Source organism: Vibrio sp. E150_018 (genome assembly GCF_053544035.1).
This window is the reverse complement of the sequence record NZ_JBHGNY010000018.1, coordinates 22,163-43,784: the sequence shown is the minus strand read 5'-3', so window position 1 is coordinate 43,784 and position 21,622 is coordinate 22,163. Positions and strand designations below refer to the sequence as shown.

The window sequence follows — 21,622 nt, the reverse complement described above, 5'->3', positions numbered from 1 at the left end:
TGCAATATCGCGAAACCGACCTTGAATTCATTAATCGCCTTGCCGCCGAAGAAGGCATGGTGTATCACATTGAACATTCAAAAGGGAAACACAGTGTACTGTTCACCGATGATTCTCAAGTGATTAGCGCGCTAGATTCACCTGTGCCTTATAACGTGATGGCAAGCGGTATCAGCTCAACGCCGTATATAAAAGCATTCAGCAAGACTACTCAGTTTGAAGTCAGTGAAGCACACAGCGGTGACAACAGTTTTAAAAAACCGCAGTACACTTTTAGCCAACAAGCGGTCGCTAACGACATGGACTATCAGCGTGATACCTATCAACACTTTGACGCGCCGGGACGCTTTAAAGATGACGCTACCGGTAAAGAATTCAACCAACTGAGCCTAGATAGTTTGCGTCGCCATGCTCACACGGCCAAAGGCAAAAGTAATGAGCCGCAACTGCAAACCGGCGCGAAGTTCGAGCTAAGCGAACACACCGATGATAGCTTCAATAAACAATGGTTAGTCATTGCGAGTACTCATCAAGGCGAGCAACCACAAGCGTTAGAAGAATCCGCCGGTGGTAAACCGACCACTTACGCTAATCAATTTGAAGCCATTCCAGTCGATAAAACCTGGCGCATGCCACAAATGACCCGCCCACAAGTCGATGGCCCCATGACCGCTTACGTTGTCGGCCCTGATGGCGAAGAAATCTTTTGTGATGAATATGGATGCGTAAAACTGCATTTCCCGTGGGATCGATATTCAAATGGTGATGAGCATAGTTCATGTTGGGTGCAAGTGTCGCAAGGCTGGGCGGGTAGCCAATATGGCATGATTGCTGTTCCACGTATTGGCCAAGAAGTCATCGTGTCATTTTTAAACGGCGACCCAGACCAACCTATTGTGACCGGTCGCGCCTTTAATGCCCAAAACCTACCGCCTTACCCACTGCCAGATAATAAGACCAAAACTGTGTGGCGCAGTGAAACCCACCAAGGTGAAGGGTTTAACGAAATCAGTTTTGAAGACCAATCTGGCTCGGAGCAAGTGTATGTTCATGCGCAAAAAGATTTTAAATCGGAAACTCTCAATGACCACATTACCGATGTAAATCACGACCAGCATCTAACCGTAGAAAACAATCAATTCACTCAGATCAAAAACAATCACAATTTGACGGTAGAAGGTGAAAGCCGTAGCAAAATCGCTAAAGATCAAAACTTTGTGGTTGACGGTAATCTACAAATCAAATCTGGCTCAGTGATCGTCAATCAAGCAGCCAATGAAATCCACATAAAATCGGGCAACAAAGTCGTAATAGAAGCCGGTGCAGAAATCACCGTTAAGGTAGGTGGTAGTTTTGTAAAAGTCGATGCAGCTGGTGTTCATGTTGTCGGTGCTGGCGTGAACATTAATTCTGGTGGTAGTGCGGGAAGTGGTAGTGGCTTTAGTGGCGCAATGCCAGCCTTACCGAATGGGATAGAGGCACCGATTGTAGAAAGCACACCGCCCGCTTCAATTACTCCGAGCATGCACGCTGAAATGGTCGATTCTGGCAGTTTAATGATGGAACTTTGCAACTGTGGCATGGGGGGAATATGCAAAATTCATGGTTAAATCCTGAATGGAAAATCCAAGTATTGGACAAGGTTCCATTAATCGATATTTCCTCAAATACATCGAAGATCTACGCATTAATTGAATCATCATTAATGCCTAATTGGAAAATGGAACTCTACCAACACATCAATCAGCACCAACTCAGTGAGCCTTATAGCGATCTACTTTTCCATGGTACTCACTATCAACACTTAGAGCTCGGCCCTGTTGTCGTCGATATTACCTCCTACCCTGAGCTACAAGCCAAATGGCTAACTCAATTTGAGCAAGCCCCTTTAGGTTGCATACTTGTCGCACCTGCAAATGTTCAACAAAGTAATATTGTTGATTTGTTACGCAATAGATTAACCATCTATAAAAATGCCGCCCCCACCTTTCTTCGATACTACGAACCAAGAACCATGTTGGCATTTATCGGTGCTTTGAGTGACGAAGAAAGGCAGCACTTCTTCTATCCAATTCATGCGGTTTATTGGCATCACAACCAATGGTTTCAAGCGCAATGGTCCACACCAGAGTTCGCCCCTAAACAGCTAGATTCATGGAAAATGACACCAACTCAGATCGATAAAATGGCAGATATTATGCAACAAATTCAATCTCATGAGGCATTAGCATGAGCCAAACTTATACCGTCCAAGCAGGTGATACCTTACTGGCTATCGCAATTCAACAACAAGTCGATTTTAACCAAATATTGGCGCTTAACCCTAAATATCAGCCCAATCCAGATTTGATTTTTCCGGGAGATGTCATTGTATTACCTAGTGACCCAGAGCCTGAACCACAAGCACCACTACCAGACGTCGAACCACCACAGGTTAAACGTCCGGTATCAGACCAAGGCAGCCTAATCCACCCTCCAGCTTGTCAGGGCAAAGATATTAAAGATGTGTTGTTTTTCACTCAAGATAAAGGCTCACAATATTATTGCTTAGATGAACAAGCTATTGCGCTGTTAAACGAAGAAATCCAAGCCACTGAACAATTAATCGCCAATTTGAAAGCTGTGCAAGATAGTGCGCCCGATCCAAAAACTGCCACCGATGAAGACCACTTAGCCCATATAAAGAAGAAACAACAATGGGCTGAACAAGCGGTCAATGCAGGAGCCATTGCGATCGAAGAAACCAAAGATCAAACCTCGAAGGAGGAGACAAAGAGTAACCAACAATTGGTGAAAGCTAAGCTCAAAGAGTTAGAAAAAAGACGTCGAATAGTAGACGGTTATAACCCTATTTTTAACAATGAAAGCGCCACTCAAATATTAAAACAACGAGTGTTAGCCGATATACAAGCAACCATTGAATACAATCAAGCGCTGCAAACCAAAGCGGAAACCAAAGACCAAAAACCCAATAACTTGGGCGTTAATTTGCAAAACTTTACCAAAAATAAAACGCTTACCACCCATCCAGCTAGTCAGCATGTATTAGAAGCCTACTCGGTATCTCGTAATCAATTTGTTTATGTGCGTATCACTTATGTTGAGCGTGAACGTATTGCTTGGGATCGCCGTCCAACCAATTCGACGATGTTATCAGCATTGCGTGAGGGCAATGTGGCAGGGTTTAAAGAGGCGCTACTTAATAACATTAAAGAAACCGTCACCAAAACCATTGAAAACCCATCAATTGAAATGGTCTTTAAAGAGTGGAAAGCGGAAGGAGGTAACAGCGGTGAATGGAAAGCCAGCCACTATATTTTAAATCAAGACGGTAACACCAGATTTGCTGCCAGCTCTGAAGCACAATTATTACGCTGGGGAGCCACGGCTGCGCTAAAATCTACCTTTGAACCCACTCAAGGTAAGGTTGATATTGGTATTAAAGCGGAAGCTGCCATTGCTCTGGCTGAGGCTTCGGTCGAGTTTAAAAGTTACCTGCCTTATGAAAGTGGTTTTCCGCTGTCGCTGAGCTATAAAGATGCCAATGGTGACACCCAACACTATTCTTTTGGTCGTTTTCGAACCAATTGCACCACCAAATTAAGTTGCTTTGCTGGGGCGATGGTAACGGGCTCAGCAGGGGTAACCAACCAACCCCAAGAGCAAGAAGCCGGTCACAGTATGTTGTTGTCCCCTTCGGTAGGTATGGCAGTTAAACCTAATGGTGAAGTCGGGGTAAAAGCAGAAGGATTTGCTGGCGTACAGGCGGGCGGTCAAATCACTGGTGCGCTAGAATGGCAAGATCCAGACAAAGAAACCACCCTTAATTTTGAGCCCTTAGCGGAATTGAAGGCTGAGGGGAATTTAAATTTAGGTGTAGGCTTTGGAGGTGATTTTCAGCTTATTTTAGATACGGGTAAATTGTACCTATATTGCAATGGTCGCATTGTTTGGGGTGCAGGTGGCAGTGGTGGCTTTGGTGCCAATATTAATTTTGAAAATATTTGGAAACTGGCGCAAGTGGTGTGGCAAGGGTTGCAATATGTCGATTATCGTCAGCTAGAAAATATCAACAAAGATATGTATGAATATCTGACTCGCACCAGTTATATGGCGTTTGCCTTTAATGCTTATGAAGCCATTAGCGATCCAGCACAAGCATGGGAAAACGCTGTCAAATTGGGGACGAGAGAAGTGGATGAATGGTGGAAAAATCGGCAATATCAAAAAAATGAAGCCGACTTATTAACCCGCCGCATCCTCAACAAACAAGCCTGGTTAGAGGTTAAACCCGACAAACTGCCGCCCGAGACCATAGGTATGATGCTTGATACCTTAACTGAAACCTTTTTTGAACGCTGGGAAGAACCACAAGAGCAGGCGATTTGTTACCTGTTAGCCAGCAGCATTTCTAGCTGGCGTAAATTTGAAGAAGTATTGGCGCACATGAGCCCAGATGGCAGTAAACAAGAAGGTGAGAAAGTGTTATTTGATAACCTCGCTCGCATTAATGCGATACTCGACTGGCAACAACAAGACGACTTTAATGACTGGGTATTCAAACTGGCCCAAAAAGATAAGTTCACCAAGCTCGTTACAATTCGCTCACCATTACCCTTCACACCAAGAAAAGGGAATTCATGGAGCGATAAACGTGAGGCGGTTGAGCAACAGTTAGCAAAAATTGGCCGAGCGCCACAAGGTAGCCGCTACGTATAATCATCGACGATAAAGCAATAAGCCAACCAACTTCACGGTTGGCTTATTCATGTTTAACGCTTAACTGGCGTGCTTTGTTGCAATGCGCAACGAAAGCTAACGGATGAGTAATATCTTTTCTCTCCCGCTGAATGGAGGCGAGAAAACGTCATGGTAGTTCCCATGCCATCACGCATGACTTTTTCCGTGCCAGTTTCTGGCCCTTGAGGGTTATGCTCTGGCGAGTGCAAATAATAATCTTTAGCATACCAATCATTGACCCACTCGCTGACTTGGTTGCTCATGCCATACACCCCTAATGGATTAGGTGGAAAAGTATTTATATTCTTAGTATCAGTTGATGCATTAACCTCATCATCTTGATAATCAATATTGGTACCCAGCTCAGGGTCGTAATAATAGCCTCCTTGCAACTGGCGGTAACCATTATTGGTGGCAAAATAGTAATGTTGCCCACGGCTGCGTGCGGCATATTCCCATTGCGCTTCGGTGGGTAAATCAAACGGTAAAGCCGTCACTTGACCTAACCAGAGACAATAATCTTTGGCTTCTTGCCAGTATTGTGTAGAAGCGGCAGACATTGTTTTCTTTTTTAAGCGAGCTTTGAATTCATCCGTACCACGTTGATAGTAAGTACGATCTAATCTTTGATCGGCAACAGGAAGCCCTTCGACTTTGCGCATCACTTCCATATCTGGAAACGTGGTTTCAAACTTAGCTATTGAGTAAGAATCCAGCGTGACTTTATGAAGATAACGACCACCAGTTAAGCCACTGGTGAGCGTACTAAAACACTTGCCATCTGGTGACCAATCAATACGTTCGTAAGTTTTACTTGGAATTTCACAGGGTGCTTTAAAGTCGCCCATATCAAAACTGCCCCCTTCGACAAAAACCAAATTTTCAATGGCTTTAACTGCAACATCGGCAATTTGTTGTTTTTCTTCCGCGCTCGCGTTGGGGTATTGAGAAGCAATATTTTGCTTAATGGTATTGGCTTGCTGTCTGCTAATTTGGGTGCTGTTGATGGTAATATCTGAACGGGCATCACAGGCGGTTAACAAGGGTAATAATAGCGTTATCCCTAACCAAGTCGATTTCATAAAAATTCCATATGCTTCAATTATTTCCAATGAAAAAATTATAAATAAAAGGGCATTGAGCGGCTATAAAAACAACCGTTTATTAATTGATTTTCAGAGATAATCTTGGAAATGATGCAACAAATATCACCCCTTTCATTTTTCTTCTATCACTTTTGGTTTTAGACTTACACCGCTTCTCGCCTGTAACCACAGACCGCTCGCTTTCATGATGTAACCGAATACTCCGCCAATTAACAGTGAAGGGATAACCAACTGCCAATTTCCATCGGCGGCAAAAGTAGCACATGCGCCAATGAAGGTTCCGGGAATAAAACTCAACCAGTGTTTCTGCGCTTGAATACACATAAAAAAGGAAACCAATGCTGTCAGGATATAACCAATCACATCGCTGCCTAGCCATTGAGAACCATGAATAATAACCAGCGCCCAAAACACCCCAGAAAGGTTGGTCAGTAAGCTCACACCTAAACCTTTTAGCCCTTGAATCGGCGAGGCAAAGTAACTGGTGCAACCGAGAAAACCAGCCCAAGACAATAATCCCAAAGAAATGGCGACCCAACCCCAAATACCCGAAAGCAGTCCAGTGGTCAGTGAAATGGCAAATAATGTCGACATAAGCAGATCTTCAGTTAAAAAATGAAGAAGGGAGAGTAAAGAAGGAATAGGCTAAAAGAAGAGATTTTGATCACAGATAATATGAATGAAAAATTGCTATTACATATAAATGATAACGCAAGCGATTAACTACCATTACTTGCGTTATCGACCACTTAAGGTAGGTTAACTTACTTACGTCTCTCCCACTGAGTAATAAACACGATCGAAGCCATCATAATTGCAGCGCCTACCCATAAATTGCCTGTCGGGATCCAACCAAAAACAAGCCAACCTAAAAAGACATTAAACGGCAATTTTGCTAAATCAAATGGTTGCACAAAAGAGGCATCTGCCACGGCATAAGCTTTAACAATCGCCCATTGTGCTAACGCTGTCATTACGCCAGCACCAATCAATAATCCCCAAACACTCCAACCGGTTGGGGTAGACCACTCCGGTAATGCCAATAAGATATTAAAAGGCGTGAGTAAGATCAGCAGGTAAACCACCATGGTAGAAGGTGAATCGTTAACCGACATTTTCTTCACCATCAATGAATAACAGGCCCAGAAAAAAGCCGCACCGACAGGTAATAATGTTGCCCAACTAAACGCATCTGACCATGGCTCTAAGATAATCATCGCCCCGCCAAAGCCGGCTAAGGTTGCCATCCAACGCGCCCAGCCCACATTTTCTTTTAGTAATAACCCAGAGCCGACAGTCGCAAACAATGGTGAAGTCATTAACAATGCAATGCCTTGCCAAATTGGTACCGGATACGCCAACGCCCAAAACCAAAGTTGAATGCCGATTACTGATAAAAAGACTCGAAACGCATGCCAGCCAAAGTGTTTGGTATACAAAGAACGACGAATACCTAATGTTTTTAAGTAAGGTATGATCGCCACCAGCGCAATCGCATATTGAAGCAGAGCAACTGTGGTAGAAGGAATAGAAAAAGTGATGCTAATGTACTGGGCAGCACTGTTAACTACAGCAAAAGACAAGCCAGCAATTAGCATCCACGAGGCACCAAGCACTGGTGAGTGGTTAGGCATATTGAAAAGTTCTCATACAAAGAAATAAATTAAGCTGGGATAATAAATCACACAGATGGGAATAACTAGACCAAACCGCATTATCCCTACCGTGTGGCCTTAATTAATCTGACTGCGGATAGCTAAGGTGCTTAGTTGCTTAGTTGCTTAGTTGCTTGATATTACTGCTCATTAAACCAACGTGGTACCATCACATTCAATGAGCGAGGTTGAGTACGAATGCTAAGTTGTTCAGTCTCATACAGCTCACCATCAATCACATATTTAAAAGCGACTTCACTGGATATAGTGACGTCTTTGGCTTGCTTATGCACAAACCCCATCGGCTCTGCGGTAGGGAGCAAACCTGAGATGGCTAATTCAGATAGCGATAATAAGCGCCCCGCAACACTTTGATGACTAGGCATGTAGGTAATATCCAAAATACCATCTTGTAAATCCGGCTCTCCGCCACCTTGTGCCAGTAGTGTCGTAAAAGGAGCGGCATTGGCGACCACTAAACTACTCACGTCTAATTCTTGCGGCGTTTGTTTATCTAAAGCAATTCGAATCATTAACGTTTCATTATTGGCAATTGCACCCCATAAACCTTTTAAGTAAGCCAATTGGCCATCATTATTTTTCTCTTCACGCTCAGCGTATTCAATCATTTGTTGTTCAAAACCAATCCCAGACACCAACAGCATTAAATCGCTATTACATAAAGCGGTATCAATTTGAGTCACTTCACCATTTAAAATAGCGCCACATGCTGCTTCCACTGGAATGATTTTATTCTCAATACCATAAAGCACATGGCATAAGGCATTCGCAGTACCCAATGGTAGGATGCCAAGAACAATATCGGTATGGACTAATTGACTTGCCACTTCCGTTACAGTGCCGTCACCACCACCCGCAACAATCAAAGAAGCCCCTGAGTTAATCGCCTCTTTCGTCAGTTCGCTTGCCGATATTTCAGGTATGGTTTCTCGCACTTCTACCTGATATTTAGCTTTAAAGTTTTCTAGAATTTCATCTTTATAGGTGTCCCACTTTCCCCCACCAGAAACCGGGTTCACAATTAGCCACACGGTCTGTTCAGAAACTAATGCTCGCTGCTTATCAAGTTGCTTTAACATTTTCATTTGTTCCTTATTCAAATTGGCGGTGCTGCGAATTGATTGAATTTTTTTCATCACATCTTCAATACTCATTCTTGGGTAACGACGCAATAAATAAGCAGCCAATACAAACACCGAACGCCCACGACCTAATGCACAATGCACCACTATTTTCTTGGAGTCCGCGAGTTGAACATCCATCCAATCTAATGCTTTTAATAACTTCCGCTTTGATGGCACTTTGTGATCAAGCACTGGCAGATTGAAATACTCAAAATCACGACTGGCTTTACGGCTTTGTAATCCATGAAATTCAGCGGTGATATCTAAAATGCTGGTAATACCTTGAGCTTTTAACTCTTTTAGATCTTTGGTAAATAAGCGTCGAGCTAAGTACAACTGAGGATCAATACGTTGAATAGGCGCAACCGAATCATGAGTTCGCGCCCAATAATTATAGTAATGCGCACCAATCAAAAAAGGCGCAAGTACTAACTGGATACCATTTGGGATCACCCCGTTAGGCTTTTTACGAAATAAATGAGGGAAGTTGCATAGATAAGCGATGCTGACAATCGACAAGGATAAAGCAATCCAAGCAAGCGGAATCGACAGCCAAAAATTAGGGCATAACAAGGCCAAAACATAAAATAGAATACTGCCCGCAATATAGTATTTGGTGACTAACATTGTCTCTCCCTATATACCCAAGTGACTTCAAGATGTGCAGAATTCAGAACTCTCATTTTGAAGTTACTTGGGTATATACTTCTATCATTACAATAATAAAACCATAACATTACTTTACTAAGGGTGCCTATCATATCGTAGCCGAATTCCAGCATCGTTAAATTAAGTTTATTCTTTAAATAAATAATCACACTCGCAGCCTTAACGTTTTCATCAAAACCGGCTGAAAAAACAGAAGAAACACCGTTAATCCCACAACAAATAAATCTCATCGAAACCATAAAATTATTCTGATTTACTATTTGAAAATTCGTTTTATTATCGCCCCTGTTCTTCGCAAGAAAGTACCAACCGCCACACTCAACTGTTAACATTTACAGTGTAAACAGCCTATTTAGTGTCGCTATTCGTTAACGCAAGGTTAATGGGCGCAGGTTGCAAATCTACGAGTTTGGATGATTTCTCCCTTCATACATCCAACTCAGAAAACGTCATATTGAATAAATTAACTTATGTTCAACCTGACTCAAATCAGTGATCTCCCAAGGCTAAAATCAAAAGGAATGCTGGCTATAAGCTAGGTTGGTGAGCTAACCATTGGATCAACTGATCCATTATTTGGGACCTACTATGTTTATTAAAACTTCAGTGTCTTTCAAAAAGACGGTGTTCGCTGCATCTATGACTGTCACCACTTTGTTATCGTCTGCGGCTTTATTTACTTCAAGTAAAACTTACGCTCAAGATGAGCAAGTGCTACACGTTTATAACTGGAGCAGCTACATCGCGCCGAACACGATTAGCGATTTTGAAAAGCAAACCGGCATTAAAGTGGTATACGACGTATTTGATAGTAACGAAGTACTGGAAGCTAAACTGCTTGCAGGTCGTTCTGGTTATGACGTGGTGGTGCCATCAAATAACTTTTTAGCCAAACAGATTCGCGCGGGTGTTTTCCAAAAATTAGATCGCACTCAACTGCCTAATTGGAAAAACCTCAACCCAGAATTATTGAATGCACTATCACCAAGCGATCCAGGTAATTTATACGCGATGCCTTATTTATGGGGCACGATCGGCTTTGCTTACAACATCGATAAAGTGAAAAAAGCACTCGGTGAAGATATGCCAACCGATTCATGGGATTTGGTGTTTAACCCGCAGTACATGGAAAAACTGAAAACCTGTGGAGTGTCATTTTTGGATTCACCATCCGAAATGTTACCCGCGGCATTAAATTATTTAGGGCTCGCTACAGGCACACAAAAGCCGGAAGACATCAAACAAGCGGAAGCATTGTTCTTGTCTATTCGCGAAAACATCAGCTACTTCCACTCGTCTAAGTACATTTCAGATTTAGCGAATGGCGATATTTGTGTTGCGGTGGGTTATTCCAATGACTTATTCATTGCTCGTGACCGTGCCAATGAAGCGAATAATGGCAACAAAATTGAATACGTGATCCCAAAAGAAGGTGCAGGCAGTTACTTTGACATGATGGCGATTCCAGCCGATGCCAAAAATGTACAAGCCGCTCATGTATTTTTGAACTACTTAATGACACCAGAAGTGATTGCCAACATTACCAATGAAGTCAGTGCTGCCAATGGTAACCAAGCGGCAACACCTTTTGTAAACCAAGACATTAGTAGTAATACTGGAATTTACCCAGATGAAGCAATACTGAAAAACATATACACGATCAGCGATCTACCCGCCAAGACTCAACGTGTTATGACACGTGCTTGGACCAAGATAAAAACAGGTCGATAGCGCCGAAAGCACATACTTGAGTTGAAGTGTGATTAAGGCGTCCAGATTAGGACGCCTTTTTATTTTAAGAATAATTTAAAAGAGAGTTGAAATGGCCATCACTTCCAGTGCCTACAAAAAAGCATTAGAGCGTCAATCTAAATCAAAAGAAATCTTGGTGAAAATTGATCGTGTAAGCAAACAATTTGACGACACTCTTGCGGTCGACAACGTGTCGCTCACCATAAATAAAGGTGAAATCTTTGCTCTACTCGGTGGTTCAGGTTCAGGTAAATCAACCTTACTTCGTATGCTAGCGGGTTTCGAGAAGCCAACTGAAGGACGCATCATTTTAGATGGTGTCGATATTACTGACATGGCGCCTTATGATCGGCCGATTAATATGATGTTTCAGTCTTATGCGCTATTTCCACACATGAGTGTTGAGCAAAATATTGCCTTTGGTTTGAAACAAGATTCACTGCCAAAAGAAGAAATTAACGCACGCGTGGCGGAGATGTTGAAACTGGTGCATATGACGCAATACGCCAAACGTAAGCCACATCAATTATCTGGTGGTCAACGTCAACGTGTCGCATTGGCTCGCTCACTCGCCAAACGTCCAAAACTGTTGTTACTAGATGAACCAATGGGCGCGCTGGATAAGAAACTACGCTCACAAATGCAGTTAGAGCTGGTTGAAATTATCGAGCGTGTGGGCGTGACCTGCGTCATGGTGACTCACGATCAAGAAGAAGCGATGACCATGGCACAACGTGTCGCCATCATGCACCTAGGTTGTATTGAGCAAATTGGTAGCCCGATGGATATTTACGAAACGCCAGTTAACCGTTTGGTGTGTGAGTTCATTGGCAACGTAAACTTATTCGATGGCATGTTGGTCGAAGATGAACAAGATCACGCGACGATTGCCTGTGTCGATTTGCCACAGCCCATCTATATCGGCCACGGTATTAGTACTCAAGCTGAAAACAAAAAAGTGACTTATGCATTACGTCCTGAAAAGTTGTTGATCAGCGCGACATTGCCAGAGGACTTAGTCCACCCTGACTTTAACTGGACAACTGGCAAAGTCTACGACATTGCTTATTTAGGTGGATCTTCGATGTATCACATCCAATTACCGTCAGGAAAGATAGTCCAAGCGTTTATTGCTAACGCCGTGCGTCACGTCAAACGCCCAACCTGGGAAGATGATGTGTATTTATATTGGGAAGATGATAGTGGTGTGGTTCTGCAATGAATAAATGCATCCAACAACTAGGACGTAAACTGGTCATTGGTATTCCATTCTTTTGGCTGTTTATTTTCTTTTTATTGCCGTTTGTGATCGTACTTAAAATTAGCTTTTCACAAGCCGATGTCGCCATACCGCCCTACACTGAACTGGTCAGTTGGGCCGATGAACAGCTGGCCATTTTTCTCAACATGGGTAACTACTTGCTACTCAGTGCTGATGAATTGTATTTAGCCGCTTATCTCAGCTCGCTAAAAATGGCGCTGATCAGCACCTTGGCTTGTTTGATGATTGGCTACCCAATGGCGTATGCGATTTCTAAAGCAAAAAAAGAAACGCAAACTATTTTGTTGTTACTGATCATGTTGCCAACTTGGACAGCCATTTTGATCCGTGTGTATGCGTGGATGGGCATTTTAAGTAACAACGGATTATTAAATGGCTTCTTACTCCACTTAGGGGTAATTAATGAGCCACTACGGATTTTGAATACGGATCTCGCGGTCTACATTGGCATTGTGTACTCATACTTGCCGTTTATGGTGTTACCACTGTACGCCAACCTAGCAAAGCATGACCAAAGCTTACTAGAAGCGGCGTCAGATTTAGGTTGTCGTCATGTCTCGACCTTCTGGCAGATCACCGTACCACTGTCAAAAGGCGGGATGATTGCAGGCTGTATGTTGGTGTTTATTCCCGTCGTCGGTGAGTTTGTGATACCGGAACTGCTAGGTGGCCCAGATACCTTGATGATAGGTAAAGTCTTGTGGCAAGAGTTCTTCAACAACCGAGATTGGCCTGTGGCAGCGGCGTTAGCGGTCATTATGTTGGTGGTTCTTATGATCCCAATCATGTTCTTTAATCGTACTCAAGCCAAAGAACTTCAAGGCTAATTTAAGTACGAATTGTTTAGGAATAACGATGAAACGTTTTGGTTTTGCAAATCTAATGTTGGTGCTCGGCTTGGTATTTATTTACTTGCCGTTAGTCATCATGGTGATTTACTCATTTAACGCTTCCAAACTGGTAACAGTATGGGGCGGCTGGTCAACTCAATGGTATGGCTCGTTATGGGAAAATACTCAGCTAATGGGCTCGGTATTTCGTTCATTAGAAATTGCTTTTTACACTGCTATTTCTGCAGTTGCACTAGGCACTATGGCAGCTTTTGTATTGACGCGAATCCCTCGCTTCCACGGAAAAGTATTACTAGGAGGCATGGTTACCGCGCCATTAGTGATGCCAGAGGTGATCACCGGTCTTTCATTGCTACTGCTATTTGTGGCAATGAATAATCTAATTGGTTGGCCGGTAGAGCGCGGCATGATGACGATTTGGATAGCTCATACCACATTTACTAGCTCGTATGTGGCCATCTTAGTCTCATCTCGCCTGCGTGAGCTAGATATCTCAATGGAAGAAGCGGCGATGGATTTAGGCGCTAAACCTTGGAAGGTATTTATGCAAATTACCATTCCAATGATCGCGCCATCACTTGTTGCGGGTGGCATGATGGCATTTGCTTTATCACTCGATGATCTAGTGTTGGCAAGCTTTGTGTCAGGCCCAGGCTCAACGACACTACCAATGGAAATTTTTTCCTCGGTACGCCTAGGGGTGAAACCAGAGATTAATGCAATTGCTAGCTTGATCTTACTGTGTGTATCCCTATTTACCTTTAGCATATGGTTCATTATGGTAAGAGCAGACAAGCGCCGTAAAAAAGAAATTTACCAAAGCAAAAAAGCATTAGTGATGGTCTAAAATTAAAGCGAGATAGTTAATGCTATACTCAAGTCACTTGGGCATAACAAAATGGAACAAAGCTCTTTGCCTATTGTCTTAAAGTTTGATAGCTTGAAAGAATAGTGACGAACTTCGAAAGTAATTAGGCTTTTGAATAACAATCACTTATGGATATGAAATCCGCATTTTTGCCTTGTATTTTCAAGGTGCTTCAACAGGAAGGTATTGTGTATGAAAATAAACATCCAAACGCACCATGTTTCTCTCAGTGAAGACTCACGTACTGAGATTGAAGGAAAATTCGATAAAATATCTTCACACTTCCCCGACTTAATCAGCTGCGATATTATTATCACTAAACAACATAATGAACACCAAGTTGAAACCTTCACCAACTACGAAGGCGTTCGTATCTCAGCTAAATCTGAAGACAAAGTGATGTACCCAGCTATTGCCGCTGCGGTTAAAAAATTAGAAACCGGACTTAAAAACCGTAAAGGCCAACTTAAAGCCGAACTTCATGCAACACCGACCAGCACTAAGCCGGAAATTGCCTCTGATATTATTCAAGAAATGAAGTTAGTCGATTAATTACTTAGTGTAGCAAAAAACAAAAGGAGCTCATTTGAGCTCCTTTTTTCATTTCATATGCCCCAAATAATTGAGCACAATGGATATAAAGTTAATTACGAGTCATCATCAACTTAATACCTAGTGCCACCATCGCACCACCAAGTATTCGATCAATCCAATGACCACATTGCTTAAACTTCTTATTAATCGTTGGTCGAGACAATAACGTCACAATCAAAGAGAACCATGCAAACTGTAAAATCATGATCCATACACCATAAATCGCAATTTGATAGATTGGCATATCCGCTGACAGAACTAAGGTAAATAACGATACAAAATAAATCGGCGCTTTAGGGTTTAGAGCATTACACAAGAACCCCATACCAATCATTTTTTTCGCCGACTGTACTTTCGCGACCGGCAATTCAACCTCATCAGGCATTGCTGCTTTCGCTTTTAATCCCTGCCAACCTAGATAAATTAAATAACCTCCACCGAGTACTTTAATCACCCAAAGTAAACTGGCTGAATTAGCGATAATTGCCGCTAAACCAAAAGCAGAATAGAGAATATGAATTGATAAACCCAGTGCAATACCGACACTACACAGCAGCCCTGCTTTTTTACCATTCGAGATGGTTTGTTGTGAAACCAGTATAAAATCTGGCCCAGGCGAAGCAGCGGCCAATAAGTGAATAGAGGTAATTAAAACTAATCCGTGCCACAAATCCATTGAAAACTCCTTTCTCATCAATACTTTGAATATAAAAACATCAATTCATCTTCTATTCAATTGTTATTTTGTGCCTTTATTTAACCTCGCTTGAACTGGCTTCACTTTTTGAAAGCAATACACTGCGATCACTACCACGACAATGCCAACCATAGTCATGCCACTCAACTGTTCACCAAAGATCAAATAATCAAACATAATGGCCAAAATCGGTATGCAATAAAACAGCACGCTTACTTGGCTGGCACTACCTCGCTTAAGCATGTAAAGCAGCAACATCACCGCACCAACCGAGACCACAATACTCATCCAAAATAATGAAATAAACAGTTCATTGGTCCATTCAACTTGCCAGTCAGTACATAAGGCCACCACGCTAAATAGCAATAAGGTGAATAAGTTTTGGTAAACCACCATGCTTTCAATATTCATATTGATGCCTTTTTGCTTAATGGTGCCAAAAGTTAGCGACATCAAAGCCAGCGCGGCAAACAACAGGCCTATTACATGTGAAGCATCGATCCCTTTTGCGCCCAAAACCGCAATACATAAGCCGATAAAGCCAAGCGCTAACAGAGCATAACCTTGTTTCGACATACTCTCTTTCGCAAGAAATGGTGTAATGAGCGGCTGAAAACCTAATATCATGGTAATCAACCCTGGCGATATTCCGGCGTCAATCGACAAAATATACGTACTCAGGTAGGCAAACTGCAAAAAGAAACCGACTTTTAGCACCGCAATAATTGACGCTTTATCATGGCGAAATAATTCAAACTTTAATTTAGGTTTTACCACCAGCAGCACCAGAGTTGAAAATAGGAAAGTCGCCACTGCTCGTAGGAATAAAAAGGTCCAAGGTGACGCATCTATTAGTCCCATTTTCACCATTACCGCCCCACTACTCCACATCAGCAAGAACAGCAAAGGGGCGGCCGTTTCAAAGCGAATAGGTGAACGTAAATTTTCAATCCTTTGCATTTTTAACCTTTAAAACCATAACTGTACCCAAGTGAGTTTTCAGTATAAGAATCATTGGTAACGAAAATGTGCTGATCAGACGGTCTTTATGACTAAAGTGATGATTATCGATATGATTTAGGAGACAGACCAAAAAATTGACTAAAGCGGCGAGTAAATGCTGATGGGTTAGAAAAACCGACTTTTTCCCCGATCAATTGCACAGGAAGATCGGTATGCGTTAATAGCGCTTTGGCTTTTTCCATTCGAAGTTGTAAAACAAACTGCTGGCTGGTTTGACCTAAGTTCGATTTGAATACGGTTTTAAATTGAGTAGGGCTTAAAAAGGATAGTTTGGCTAATCGTTCAACCGACCAATTTTGACTAATATCTTGTTGAATTTCACTTATGACACTCGCAATACGAGGATCGATTCTAAGCTGCTGGCCTTGCTGTTCTAATAGCTGCAATAGCATAGCGCACATCGCATTTTCTAAATGGGCATTAGTTTTGCTCATCAATTGCAACCCGGCAAATTGCACATAAGCTAGAGTCGCTGGAGATAACAAAAACTTTTTCGTTTCAGCATGGCATAAGTTAAGTGGAAGTTGGTTGAGATCGACTACTAAAAAGCGTGCGGCTTGATCAGCGGAAAAAACATGGTTCAAGCCTGCGTGAATAACGATAGCGTCACCAACACTCACTTTGCCATCAAATTCTCCGACTTGCATCTCAATCACGCCCTGTAGTGGCAGCACAATTTGATGATAATCATGCTTATGCTGACGTGATTGACTAATGTAAGAACGAATCGATAACCGATCGTTAATCATAACCGTTTATACCCAAGTAACTTCAAGATGCGAGTTTCAGCAAGAATAAAACAAGCTTTAGGCAAGACAAATTGAATATGATCATAGTTATTCTATCTCTGTTCAATTTAACGCAGGATAAAGCTTGTTTTAACTTGCCCTCCGGGAGCTTCATTCAAACCTTTATGCTGTGTCAGATCGGTTTGAAAGGTGCCTACATTCCTTCGCCCACCTTCCTTGCCTAAAGGTTTGGATGATAGCTCTGAATTCTGCATCTTGAAGTCACTTGGGTATATATTCATTATTTTTTAAGTAAATCTTTTAGGTTTGCAAACGGGTTATGGGTTGCGGTTTGGTGCTCCTCTTCTTTGGGTGTGGAGTCAGCCGAACCATACAAATCATGCTCTAAGTATTTAGAGTGTTCATGGTCGTGACAATACAGACAAAGCAACTCCCAATTACTGCCATCTTCTGGGTTATTAGTATGATCATGGTCTTTGTGGTGTACCGTCAATTCACGTAAATTAGAATACACAAACTCGCGAGCACAGTTACCACAAATCCAAGGATAAAGCTTTAACGCCTTTTCACGGTAACCACTTTCTTTGCGCGCGTAGCTAGCACTAGAGCCATAAAAATCAGACGACATATTAGTTCCTAATCATTGTTTTTATTAATTTAATTTACACTGTAAACTGTTTATACCCAAGTAACTTCAAGGTGTAGAATTCACTTGGGTATATAACCTAATCTGGAATGGTGATCACACCTAAATGTTCAAGCAGCATTTCTTGTTGCCATTGACAAATCATCGTGCCTTTTAAGTTCACGCTACGAATGTCTAGCCCTTCAAGTTCAACATGTGCGAGGTTACAGCTTTTCCAATTTGCTTGGCTCCATTGTTCGTTAGAGAACTCCCCGCGACTAAGGTCAGAGCCTTCAAATGAAGTACCTTGTAGATTAGCACCACGCCAACGGTTTTCAAACAAATCACATTTTTCAAGGCACTGATTTTCTAAATTTGCGTAAGTTAAATCACACTGCGTAATATAAGCAGAACAGAAATAGGTATTGTGCGTGATGTGATTCGCAAACAAGGTTCGAACAAAGCTTGCCCCTTTCAGGGTGCTATTGCGTATTTCAATGCCAAACGCTAAAGCCCCATCAAAATTAGCCATACTCAAATTACAGTGTTTAAAACTGGCATCATTCAGTTTGGCGTAAGCAAAGTTGCAGCCTATGACGTCACCGGATTCAATAAAAACACAATCAATAAACTGCGTATCAGACAGATCACAACGAGAAAAGTCACACTGATAGAAGTGGCAACCTTGATACGTATGTTGACTCAAATCTTGTTGAGAGAAATCGTGTTGTTTAAAGTGTTTTTGATTATATTTGGTCATCGTTGCTCGTTGCTCGTTGCTCGTTGCTCGTTGCTCGTTGCTCGTTGCTCGTTGCTCGTTGCTCGAGAAGATTATTTTTATAAATTCGATTTCAATAGAAACAAAAAAGCCGCAACAAGTGCGGCTTTTTTTAATTCGTTATAAGTACTTAATTATAGTACTTCAACGTTTGCAGCTTGAGGGCCTTTTTGACCTTGCTCAACTTCAAACGCTACTTTTTGGCCTTCAGCTAGAGTGCGGAAACCTTCACCTGTGATAGCACGGAAGTGAACAAATACGTCTGCGCCGCCATTCTCTTGAGTGATAAAACCGAAACCTTTCTCTTCGTTAAACCACTTAACTGTACCAGTTGTCTTAGACATGGGTAAATCCTATAAATATTTTTTACTAATCAATTACGCTTGTTGCGTGTTATAGCCGGGAATAGAGTTACTTAAGTGAGGATACTTAAAAGGAGGCACTTCATGACACTTAACTGGTATATCAGGTGTTGCGAAGACTTCTAAAGCAAATTTCAAATAAATAGGTCCGTTACAGGCCGTGTTTAAAGATACTCGGGTTTTTCATCCTTGTATAGGGTTATTTTTAAAAACTTGATCTAAGTAGTTCAAAATTTTTTTATTGTTATTGTCGGATTACCTATGTGATTATTTTTATTACTAAAATCACGATAGACATCTAAACGTAAAAGCCCCCATTATTTAAATAATGAGGGCTAAATAACCGTCAAATTATCAGAGGAATATTAATCTAATTCTTCTAGTTGACGCTGATATTTTTTGTATTGTTGAGTGACTTCTTCATTTGGACCGCCAGTTAATAAACTGACTGCAACAATCGAAATGGTAGAGAAAATGACACCTGGTACGATTTCATAAACATCAAACCAACCACCCGTTAATTGTTTCCAGATAACGATAGTCACACCACCGACAATAATTCCAGCTAGTGCACCGTTACGGTTCATTTTCGACCAATACAAACTCAATACGATTGCTGGACCAAATGCTGCACCAAACCCTGCCCATGCATACGATACTAGTCCTAAGACTGAACTTTCAGGGTTCATTGCTAGTAACAACGCAAACATAGAAACGCCGACTACAGCAAGACGACCAACCACAACCACTTGCTCTGGTGTCGCATCTTTTTTAAACACTTGCTTATAAAAGTCTTCCGCTAGCGCAGATGATGAAACTAATAATTGTGAATCAGCAGTACTCATAATCGCAGCTAAAATCGCAGCCAGTAAAATGCCTGCCATCACAGGATGAAATACAGCATTAACCAAGATCATGAAGATTTTCTCACCATCTTGGATATTAAGCATCGGATGTCCATTTACATAAATCAGACCAACTAAGCCGACCATGATAGCACCAGCCATAGATAACGCCGTCCAAATAACCGCAATACGGCGTGCTGTAGTTAAGTCTTTGTTGCTACGAGTTGCTTTAAAACGTGCCAAAATATGCGGTTGACCAAAATACCCAAGTCCCCAAGCAACCAATGAAATAATAGCGATTGCTGTTAATGGCTCACCGATAGCAGATGTCCAAACATTCATCAATTCAGGATTAATGTTATTGAGGTCGATATCGACTTGAGTAAAACCACCACTCATGGCAGCAATAGGAACAATCAATAGCGCAGCTGACATTAACAAACCTTGTACTAAGTCAGTCCACGCAACAGCAAGGAAACCACCAAATAAGGTATAAGAGATCACACAAATGGTACCTATCACGACTGCAATTTTATAATCAAGACCAAACACTGTTTCAAATAATTTACCGCCTGCCACTAAACCAGAACTGGTGTAGAACAAGAAAAACAATAGAATAAAGAAAGCGGAAATGGTTTGAATGAGTTTTGAATTATCAAGGAAACGACGAGACAAGAAATCAGGAATAGTTATCGCATCCGTAGTAATACTATAAGTACGAAGACGTTTAGCACTTATCAACCAGTTAAGCCAAGTCCCGACAAGTAAGCCACCACAAATCCACGTCGCTTCTAACCCCGAAGCATAAGCATAACCAGGAACACCCAGTAATAGCCAACCACTCATGTCTGATGCACCTGCTGATAAGGCAGCAGGCCAAGGACCAAGAGTTCTTCCACCTAGAAAGTAATCGGTTGAACTTGAAGTTCGTTTATAAGCAACATAGCCAATGATAAGCATTAAGGCTAGATATCCGACAAATGTGCTAGTAATAGCAAAACTATTTTCTATCATAATTATACCTTTTATATGATTAGCCCCTCTATCCTGAGGGGCTTTTTATTGTGTTGTAGATCGTTATGATACTAAATTATTGATAGTTCGAATAATAAGAATCAATCTTAATTTAAGTATCACATATATTTAATGTTGATTTCCTAACTCTAGCAGAGTCGCGTTCCCCCCGACGGCAGTTATGTTAATAGTGCGAGTTCGCTCAGTAATAAAGCGTAGTACAAGGCTAGGATCATGAGCCTGTACTAAACTGAGTGAATCATATCTATCTTGTGTGTTTTCAGCGGCAATCGTTTCTGCAATAAAAGGAACAATTGCACCTCTCTTTTGAGCTAAATCTGCGTTTATGGATCTTTGTGTTTTAACATTTCCTATAAAAGCAGCCATTCGAATATCAGCTTCAATCACCGCTTGATAAGCATCATATGCCACGATATGGACTAAATGTGCCGGCAGTGCGCTACTTATCGCACTTTCCAGGCATTGATTCAGATCTTTATCATCACTGCAAATAAGTACTGCATTACCTGCAATTAATGCGGCGGTTAATGGTGCTATAACCGCCACCCAAGGCATTGCTGGCTCTACAATTAATGCACAAACCCCTCTACCAGCCGTATATAACTCATTAGTTTCACCGGTTGGCCCTGGCATTAATTTAGGTTCAGATAAACGCTCATCTGCTTGTTGAAGGTGAAAATTCATCACAGCACTTAATGTAGGTTGCGTGCCTTCTAAGTTACGACAAACCGAACGTAAGCATTCACTTTTAAACGTGTATTCGGTCAAATTCCATTGTTCCCAAGCGGTATTTGCATCAAAGAACGTCACTTCAGAAAAACGAGTAATAGTTTGCATAATACTCTC

Annotated in this window: 20 protein-coding genes; 8 read left to right on the top strand and 12 right to left on the bottom strand. The window is 41.8% G+C overall.

Features of this window, described 5'->3' with window-relative positions; all coding sequences use genetic code 11:
• From ACE3G9_RS14460 to ACE3G9_RS14450, 3 genes are all read left to right on the top strand, one after another.
• On the top strand, positions 1 to 1,610 hold a 1,610-nt coding region (locus ACE3G9_RS14460; protein ID WP_449219524.1), incomplete at its 5' end, for a type VI secretion system Vgr family protein.
• Positions 1,592 to 2,233 (top strand): DUF4123 domain-containing protein, encoded by a 642-nt coding sequence (locus tag ACE3G9_RS14455; protein WP_417879756.1) that lies wholly within the window; start codon positions 1,592 to 1,594, stop codon positions 2,231 to 2,233. The genes ACE3G9_RS14460 and ACE3G9_RS14455, both read left to right, overlap by 19 nt.
• Entirely contained in the window at positions 2,230 to 4,719 is a 2,490-nt protein-coding gene (locus ACE3G9_RS14450) for a LysM peptidoglycan-binding domain-containing protein (RefSeq protein ID WP_449219523.1), read from the top strand. The genes ACE3G9_RS14455 and ACE3G9_RS14450 overlap by 4 nt, the downstream gene beginning before the upstream one ends.
• A gap of 53 nt (positions 4,720 to 4,772) precedes the next feature.
• Here the strand turns inward: ACE3G9_RS14450 and ACE3G9_RS14445 are convergent, their stop codons facing one another.
• The 4 genes from ACE3G9_RS14445 to ACE3G9_RS14430 all read right to left on the bottom strand — a co-directional run bounded on the left by ACE3G9_RS14445 (position 4,773) and on the right by ACE3G9_RS14430 (position 9,273).
• A complete protein-coding gene (locus tag ACE3G9_RS14445) occupies positions 4,773 to 5,822 on the bottom strand; it encodes a formylglycine-generating enzyme family protein (protein WP_449219522.1) in 1,050 nt (349 codons plus the stop codon).
• 135 nt (positions 5,823 to 5,957) lie between these two features.
• A complete protein-coding gene (locus tag ACE3G9_RS14440; protein ID WP_449219521.1) occupies positions 5,958 to 6,440 on the bottom strand; it encodes a DUF1097 domain-containing protein in 483 nt (160 codons plus the stop codon).
• A gap of 170 nt (positions 6,441 to 6,610) precedes the next feature.
• On the bottom strand, positions 6,611 to 7,480 hold the full coding sequence (locus ACE3G9_RS14435) for a DMT family transporter (RefSeq protein ID WP_417879752.1): 870 nt from the start codon (positions 7,478 to 7,480) through the stop codon (positions 6,611 to 6,613).
• Between the two features lie 161 nt (positions 7,481 to 7,641).
• Complete coding sequence (locus ACE3G9_RS14430; RefSeq protein WP_449219520.1) at positions 7,642 to 9,273, bottom strand: diacylglycerol kinase family protein; 1,632 nt, start codon at positions 9,271 to 9,273, stop codon at positions 7,642 to 7,644.
• A 630-nt stretch (positions 9,274 to 9,903) separates the two neighbouring features.
• Between ACE3G9_RS14430 and ACE3G9_RS14425 the strand changes: the two genes are divergently transcribed.
• From ACE3G9_RS14425 to hpf, 5 genes are all read left to right on the top strand, one after another.
• A complete protein-coding gene (locus ACE3G9_RS14425; RefSeq protein WP_417879749.1) occupies positions 9,904 to 11,046 on the top strand; it encodes a polyamine ABC transporter substrate-binding protein in 1,143 nt (380 codons plus the stop codon).
• A gap of 91 nt (positions 11,047 to 11,137) precedes the next feature.
• Positions 11,138 to 12,289 (top strand): polyamine ABC transporter ATP-binding protein, encoded by a 1,152-nt coding sequence (gene potA, locus ACE3G9_RS14420; RefSeq protein WP_417879748.1) that lies wholly within the window; start codon positions 11,138 to 11,140, stop codon positions 12,287 to 12,289.
• Positions 12,286 to 13,176 carry an ABC transporter permease subunit gene (locus ACE3G9_RS14415; RefSeq protein ID WP_449219519.1) on the top strand — a complete coding sequence of 297 codons (891 nt, stop codon included), beginning with the start codon at positions 12,286 to 12,288 and terminating at the stop codon, positions 13,174 to 13,176. The genes potA and ACE3G9_RS14415 overlap by 4 nt, the downstream gene beginning before the upstream one ends.
• A 28-nt stretch (positions 13,177 to 13,204) precedes the next feature.
• A complete protein-coding gene (locus ACE3G9_RS14410) occupies positions 13,205 to 14,047 on the top strand; it encodes an ABC transporter permease subunit (RefSeq protein WP_417879746.1) in 843 nt (280 codons plus the stop codon).
• A gap of 213 nt (positions 14,048 to 14,260) precedes the next feature.
• A complete protein-coding gene (gene hpf / locus ACE3G9_RS14405; RefSeq protein WP_449219518.1) occupies positions 14,261 to 14,620 on the top strand; it encodes a ribosome hibernation-promoting factor, HPF/YfiA family in 360 nt (119 codons plus the stop codon).
• Between the two features lie 91 nt (positions 14,621 to 14,711).
• On the opposite strand, the gene ACE3G9_RS14400 is transcribed toward hpf, so the two are convergent.
• From ACE3G9_RS14400 to ACE3G9_RS14365, 8 genes are all read right to left on the bottom strand, one after another.
• Positions 14,712 to 15,338: a LysE family translocator gene (locus ACE3G9_RS14400; protein WP_449219517.1), complete on the bottom strand. Its 627-nt coding sequence runs from the start codon at positions 15,336 to 15,338 to the stop codon at positions 14,712 to 14,714.
• Between the two features lie 63 nt (positions 15,339 to 15,401).
• A complete protein-coding gene (locus tag ACE3G9_RS14395; RefSeq protein WP_449219516.1) occupies positions 15,402 to 16,319 on the bottom strand; it encodes a DMT family transporter in 918 nt (305 codons plus the stop codon).
• Positions 16,320 to 16,423: 104 nt separating this feature from the next.
• Positions 16,424 to 17,131: a helix-turn-helix domain-containing protein gene (locus ACE3G9_RS14390; RefSeq protein WP_449219515.1), complete on the bottom strand. Its 708-nt coding sequence runs from the start codon at positions 17,129 to 17,131 to the stop codon at positions 16,424 to 16,426.
• 280 nt (positions 17,132 to 17,411) lie between these two features.
• Entirely contained in the window at positions 17,412 to 17,759 is a 348-nt protein-coding gene (locus ACE3G9_RS14385; protein WP_417879741.1) for a YajD family HNH nuclease, read from the bottom strand.
• 97 nt (positions 17,760 to 17,856) lie between these two features.
• The gene (locus tag ACE3G9_RS14380) at positions 17,857 to 18,516 is read right to left on the bottom strand and encodes a Qnr family pentapeptide repeat protein (protein ID WP_417879740.1); all 660 of its coding nucleotides are present in this window, start codon (positions 18,514 to 18,516) and stop codon (positions 17,857 to 17,859) included.
• A gap of 152 nt (positions 18,517 to 18,668) precedes the next feature.
• On the bottom strand, positions 18,669 to 18,878 hold the full coding sequence (gene cspE, locus ACE3G9_RS14375) for a transcription antiterminator/RNA stability regulator CspE (protein WP_017025474.1): 210 nt from the start codon (positions 18,876 to 18,878) through the stop codon (positions 18,669 to 18,671).
• 383 nt (positions 18,879 to 19,261) lie between these two features.
• A complete protein-coding gene (gene putP / locus ACE3G9_RS14370) occupies positions 19,262 to 20,755 on the bottom strand; it encodes a sodium/proline symporter PutP (protein WP_449219514.1) in 1,494 nt (497 codons plus the stop codon).
• A 129-nt stretch (positions 20,756 to 20,884) separates the two neighbouring features.
• Positions 20,885 to 21,616, bottom strand: coding sequence for an aldehyde dehydrogenase family protein (locus tag ACE3G9_RS14365; RefSeq protein ID WP_417879944.1), 732 nt, complete (start codon positions 21,614 to 21,616; stop codon positions 20,885 to 20,887).
• Between the last annotated feature and the right edge of the window lie 6 nt (positions 21,617 to 21,622).

Coding starts and splice junctions, on each gene's coding strand:
- ACE3G9_RS14455 (WP_417879756.1), top strand. CDS start 1,592: ATGCAAAATTCATGGTTAAATCCTGAATGGAAAATCCAAGTATTGGAC.
- ACE3G9_RS14450 (WP_449219523.1), top strand. CDS start 2,230: ATGAGCCAAACTTATACCGTCCAAGCAGGTGATACCTTACTGGCTATC.
- ACE3G9_RS14445 (WP_449219522.1), bottom strand. CDS start 5,822: ATGAAATCGACTTGGTTAGGGATAACGCTATTATTACCCTTGTTAACC.
- ACE3G9_RS14440 (WP_449219521.1), bottom strand. CDS start 6,440: ATGTCGACATTATTTGCCATTTCACTGACCACTGGACTGCTTTCGGGT.
- ACE3G9_RS14435 (WP_417879752.1), bottom strand. CDS start 7,480: ATGCCTAACCACTCACCAGTGCTTGGTGCCTCGTGGATGCTAATTGCT.
- ACE3G9_RS14430 (WP_449219520.1), bottom strand. CDS start 9,273: ATGTTAGTCACCAAATACTATATTGCGGGCAGTATTCTATTTTATGTT.
- ACE3G9_RS14425 (WP_417879749.1), top strand. CDS start 9,904: ATGTTTATTAAAACTTCAGTGTCTTTCAAAAAGACGGTGTTCGCTGCA.
- potA (WP_417879748.1), top strand. CDS start 11,138: ATGGCCATCACTTCCAGTGCCTACAAAAAAGCATTAGAGCGTCAATCT.
- ACE3G9_RS14415 (WP_449219519.1), top strand. CDS start 12,286: ATGAATAAATGCATCCAACAACTAGGACGTAAACTGGTCATTGGTATT.
- ACE3G9_RS14410 (WP_417879746.1), top strand. CDS start 13,205: ATGAAACGTTTTGGTTTTGCAAATCTAATGTTGGTGCTCGGCTTGGTA.
- hpf (WP_449219518.1), top strand. CDS start 14,261: ATGAAAATAAACATCCAAACGCACCATGTTTCTCTCAGTGAAGACTCA.
- ACE3G9_RS14400 (WP_449219517.1), bottom strand. CDS start 15,338: ATGGATTTGTGGCACGGATTAGTTTTAATTACCTCTATTCACTTATTG.
- ACE3G9_RS14395 (WP_449219516.1), bottom strand. CDS start 16,319: ATGCAAAGGATTGAAAATTTACGTTCACCTATTCGCTTTGAAACGGCC.
- ACE3G9_RS14390 (WP_449219515.1), bottom strand. CDS start 17,131: ATGATTAACGATCGGTTATCGATTCGTTCTTACATTAGTCAATCACGT.
- ACE3G9_RS14385 (WP_417879741.1), bottom strand. CDS start 17,759: ATGTCGTCTGATTTTTATGGCTCTAGTGCTAGCTACGCGCGCAAAGAA.
- ACE3G9_RS14380 (WP_417879740.1), bottom strand. CDS start 18,516: ATGACCAAATATAATCAAAAACACTTTAAACAACACGATTTCTCTCAA.
- cspE (WP_017025474.1), bottom strand. CDS start 18,878: ATGTCTAAGACAACTGGTACAGTTAAGTGGTTTAACGAAGAGAAAGGT.
- putP (WP_449219514.1), bottom strand. CDS start 20,755: ATGATAGAAAATAGTTTTGCTATTACTAGCACATTTGTCGGATATCTA.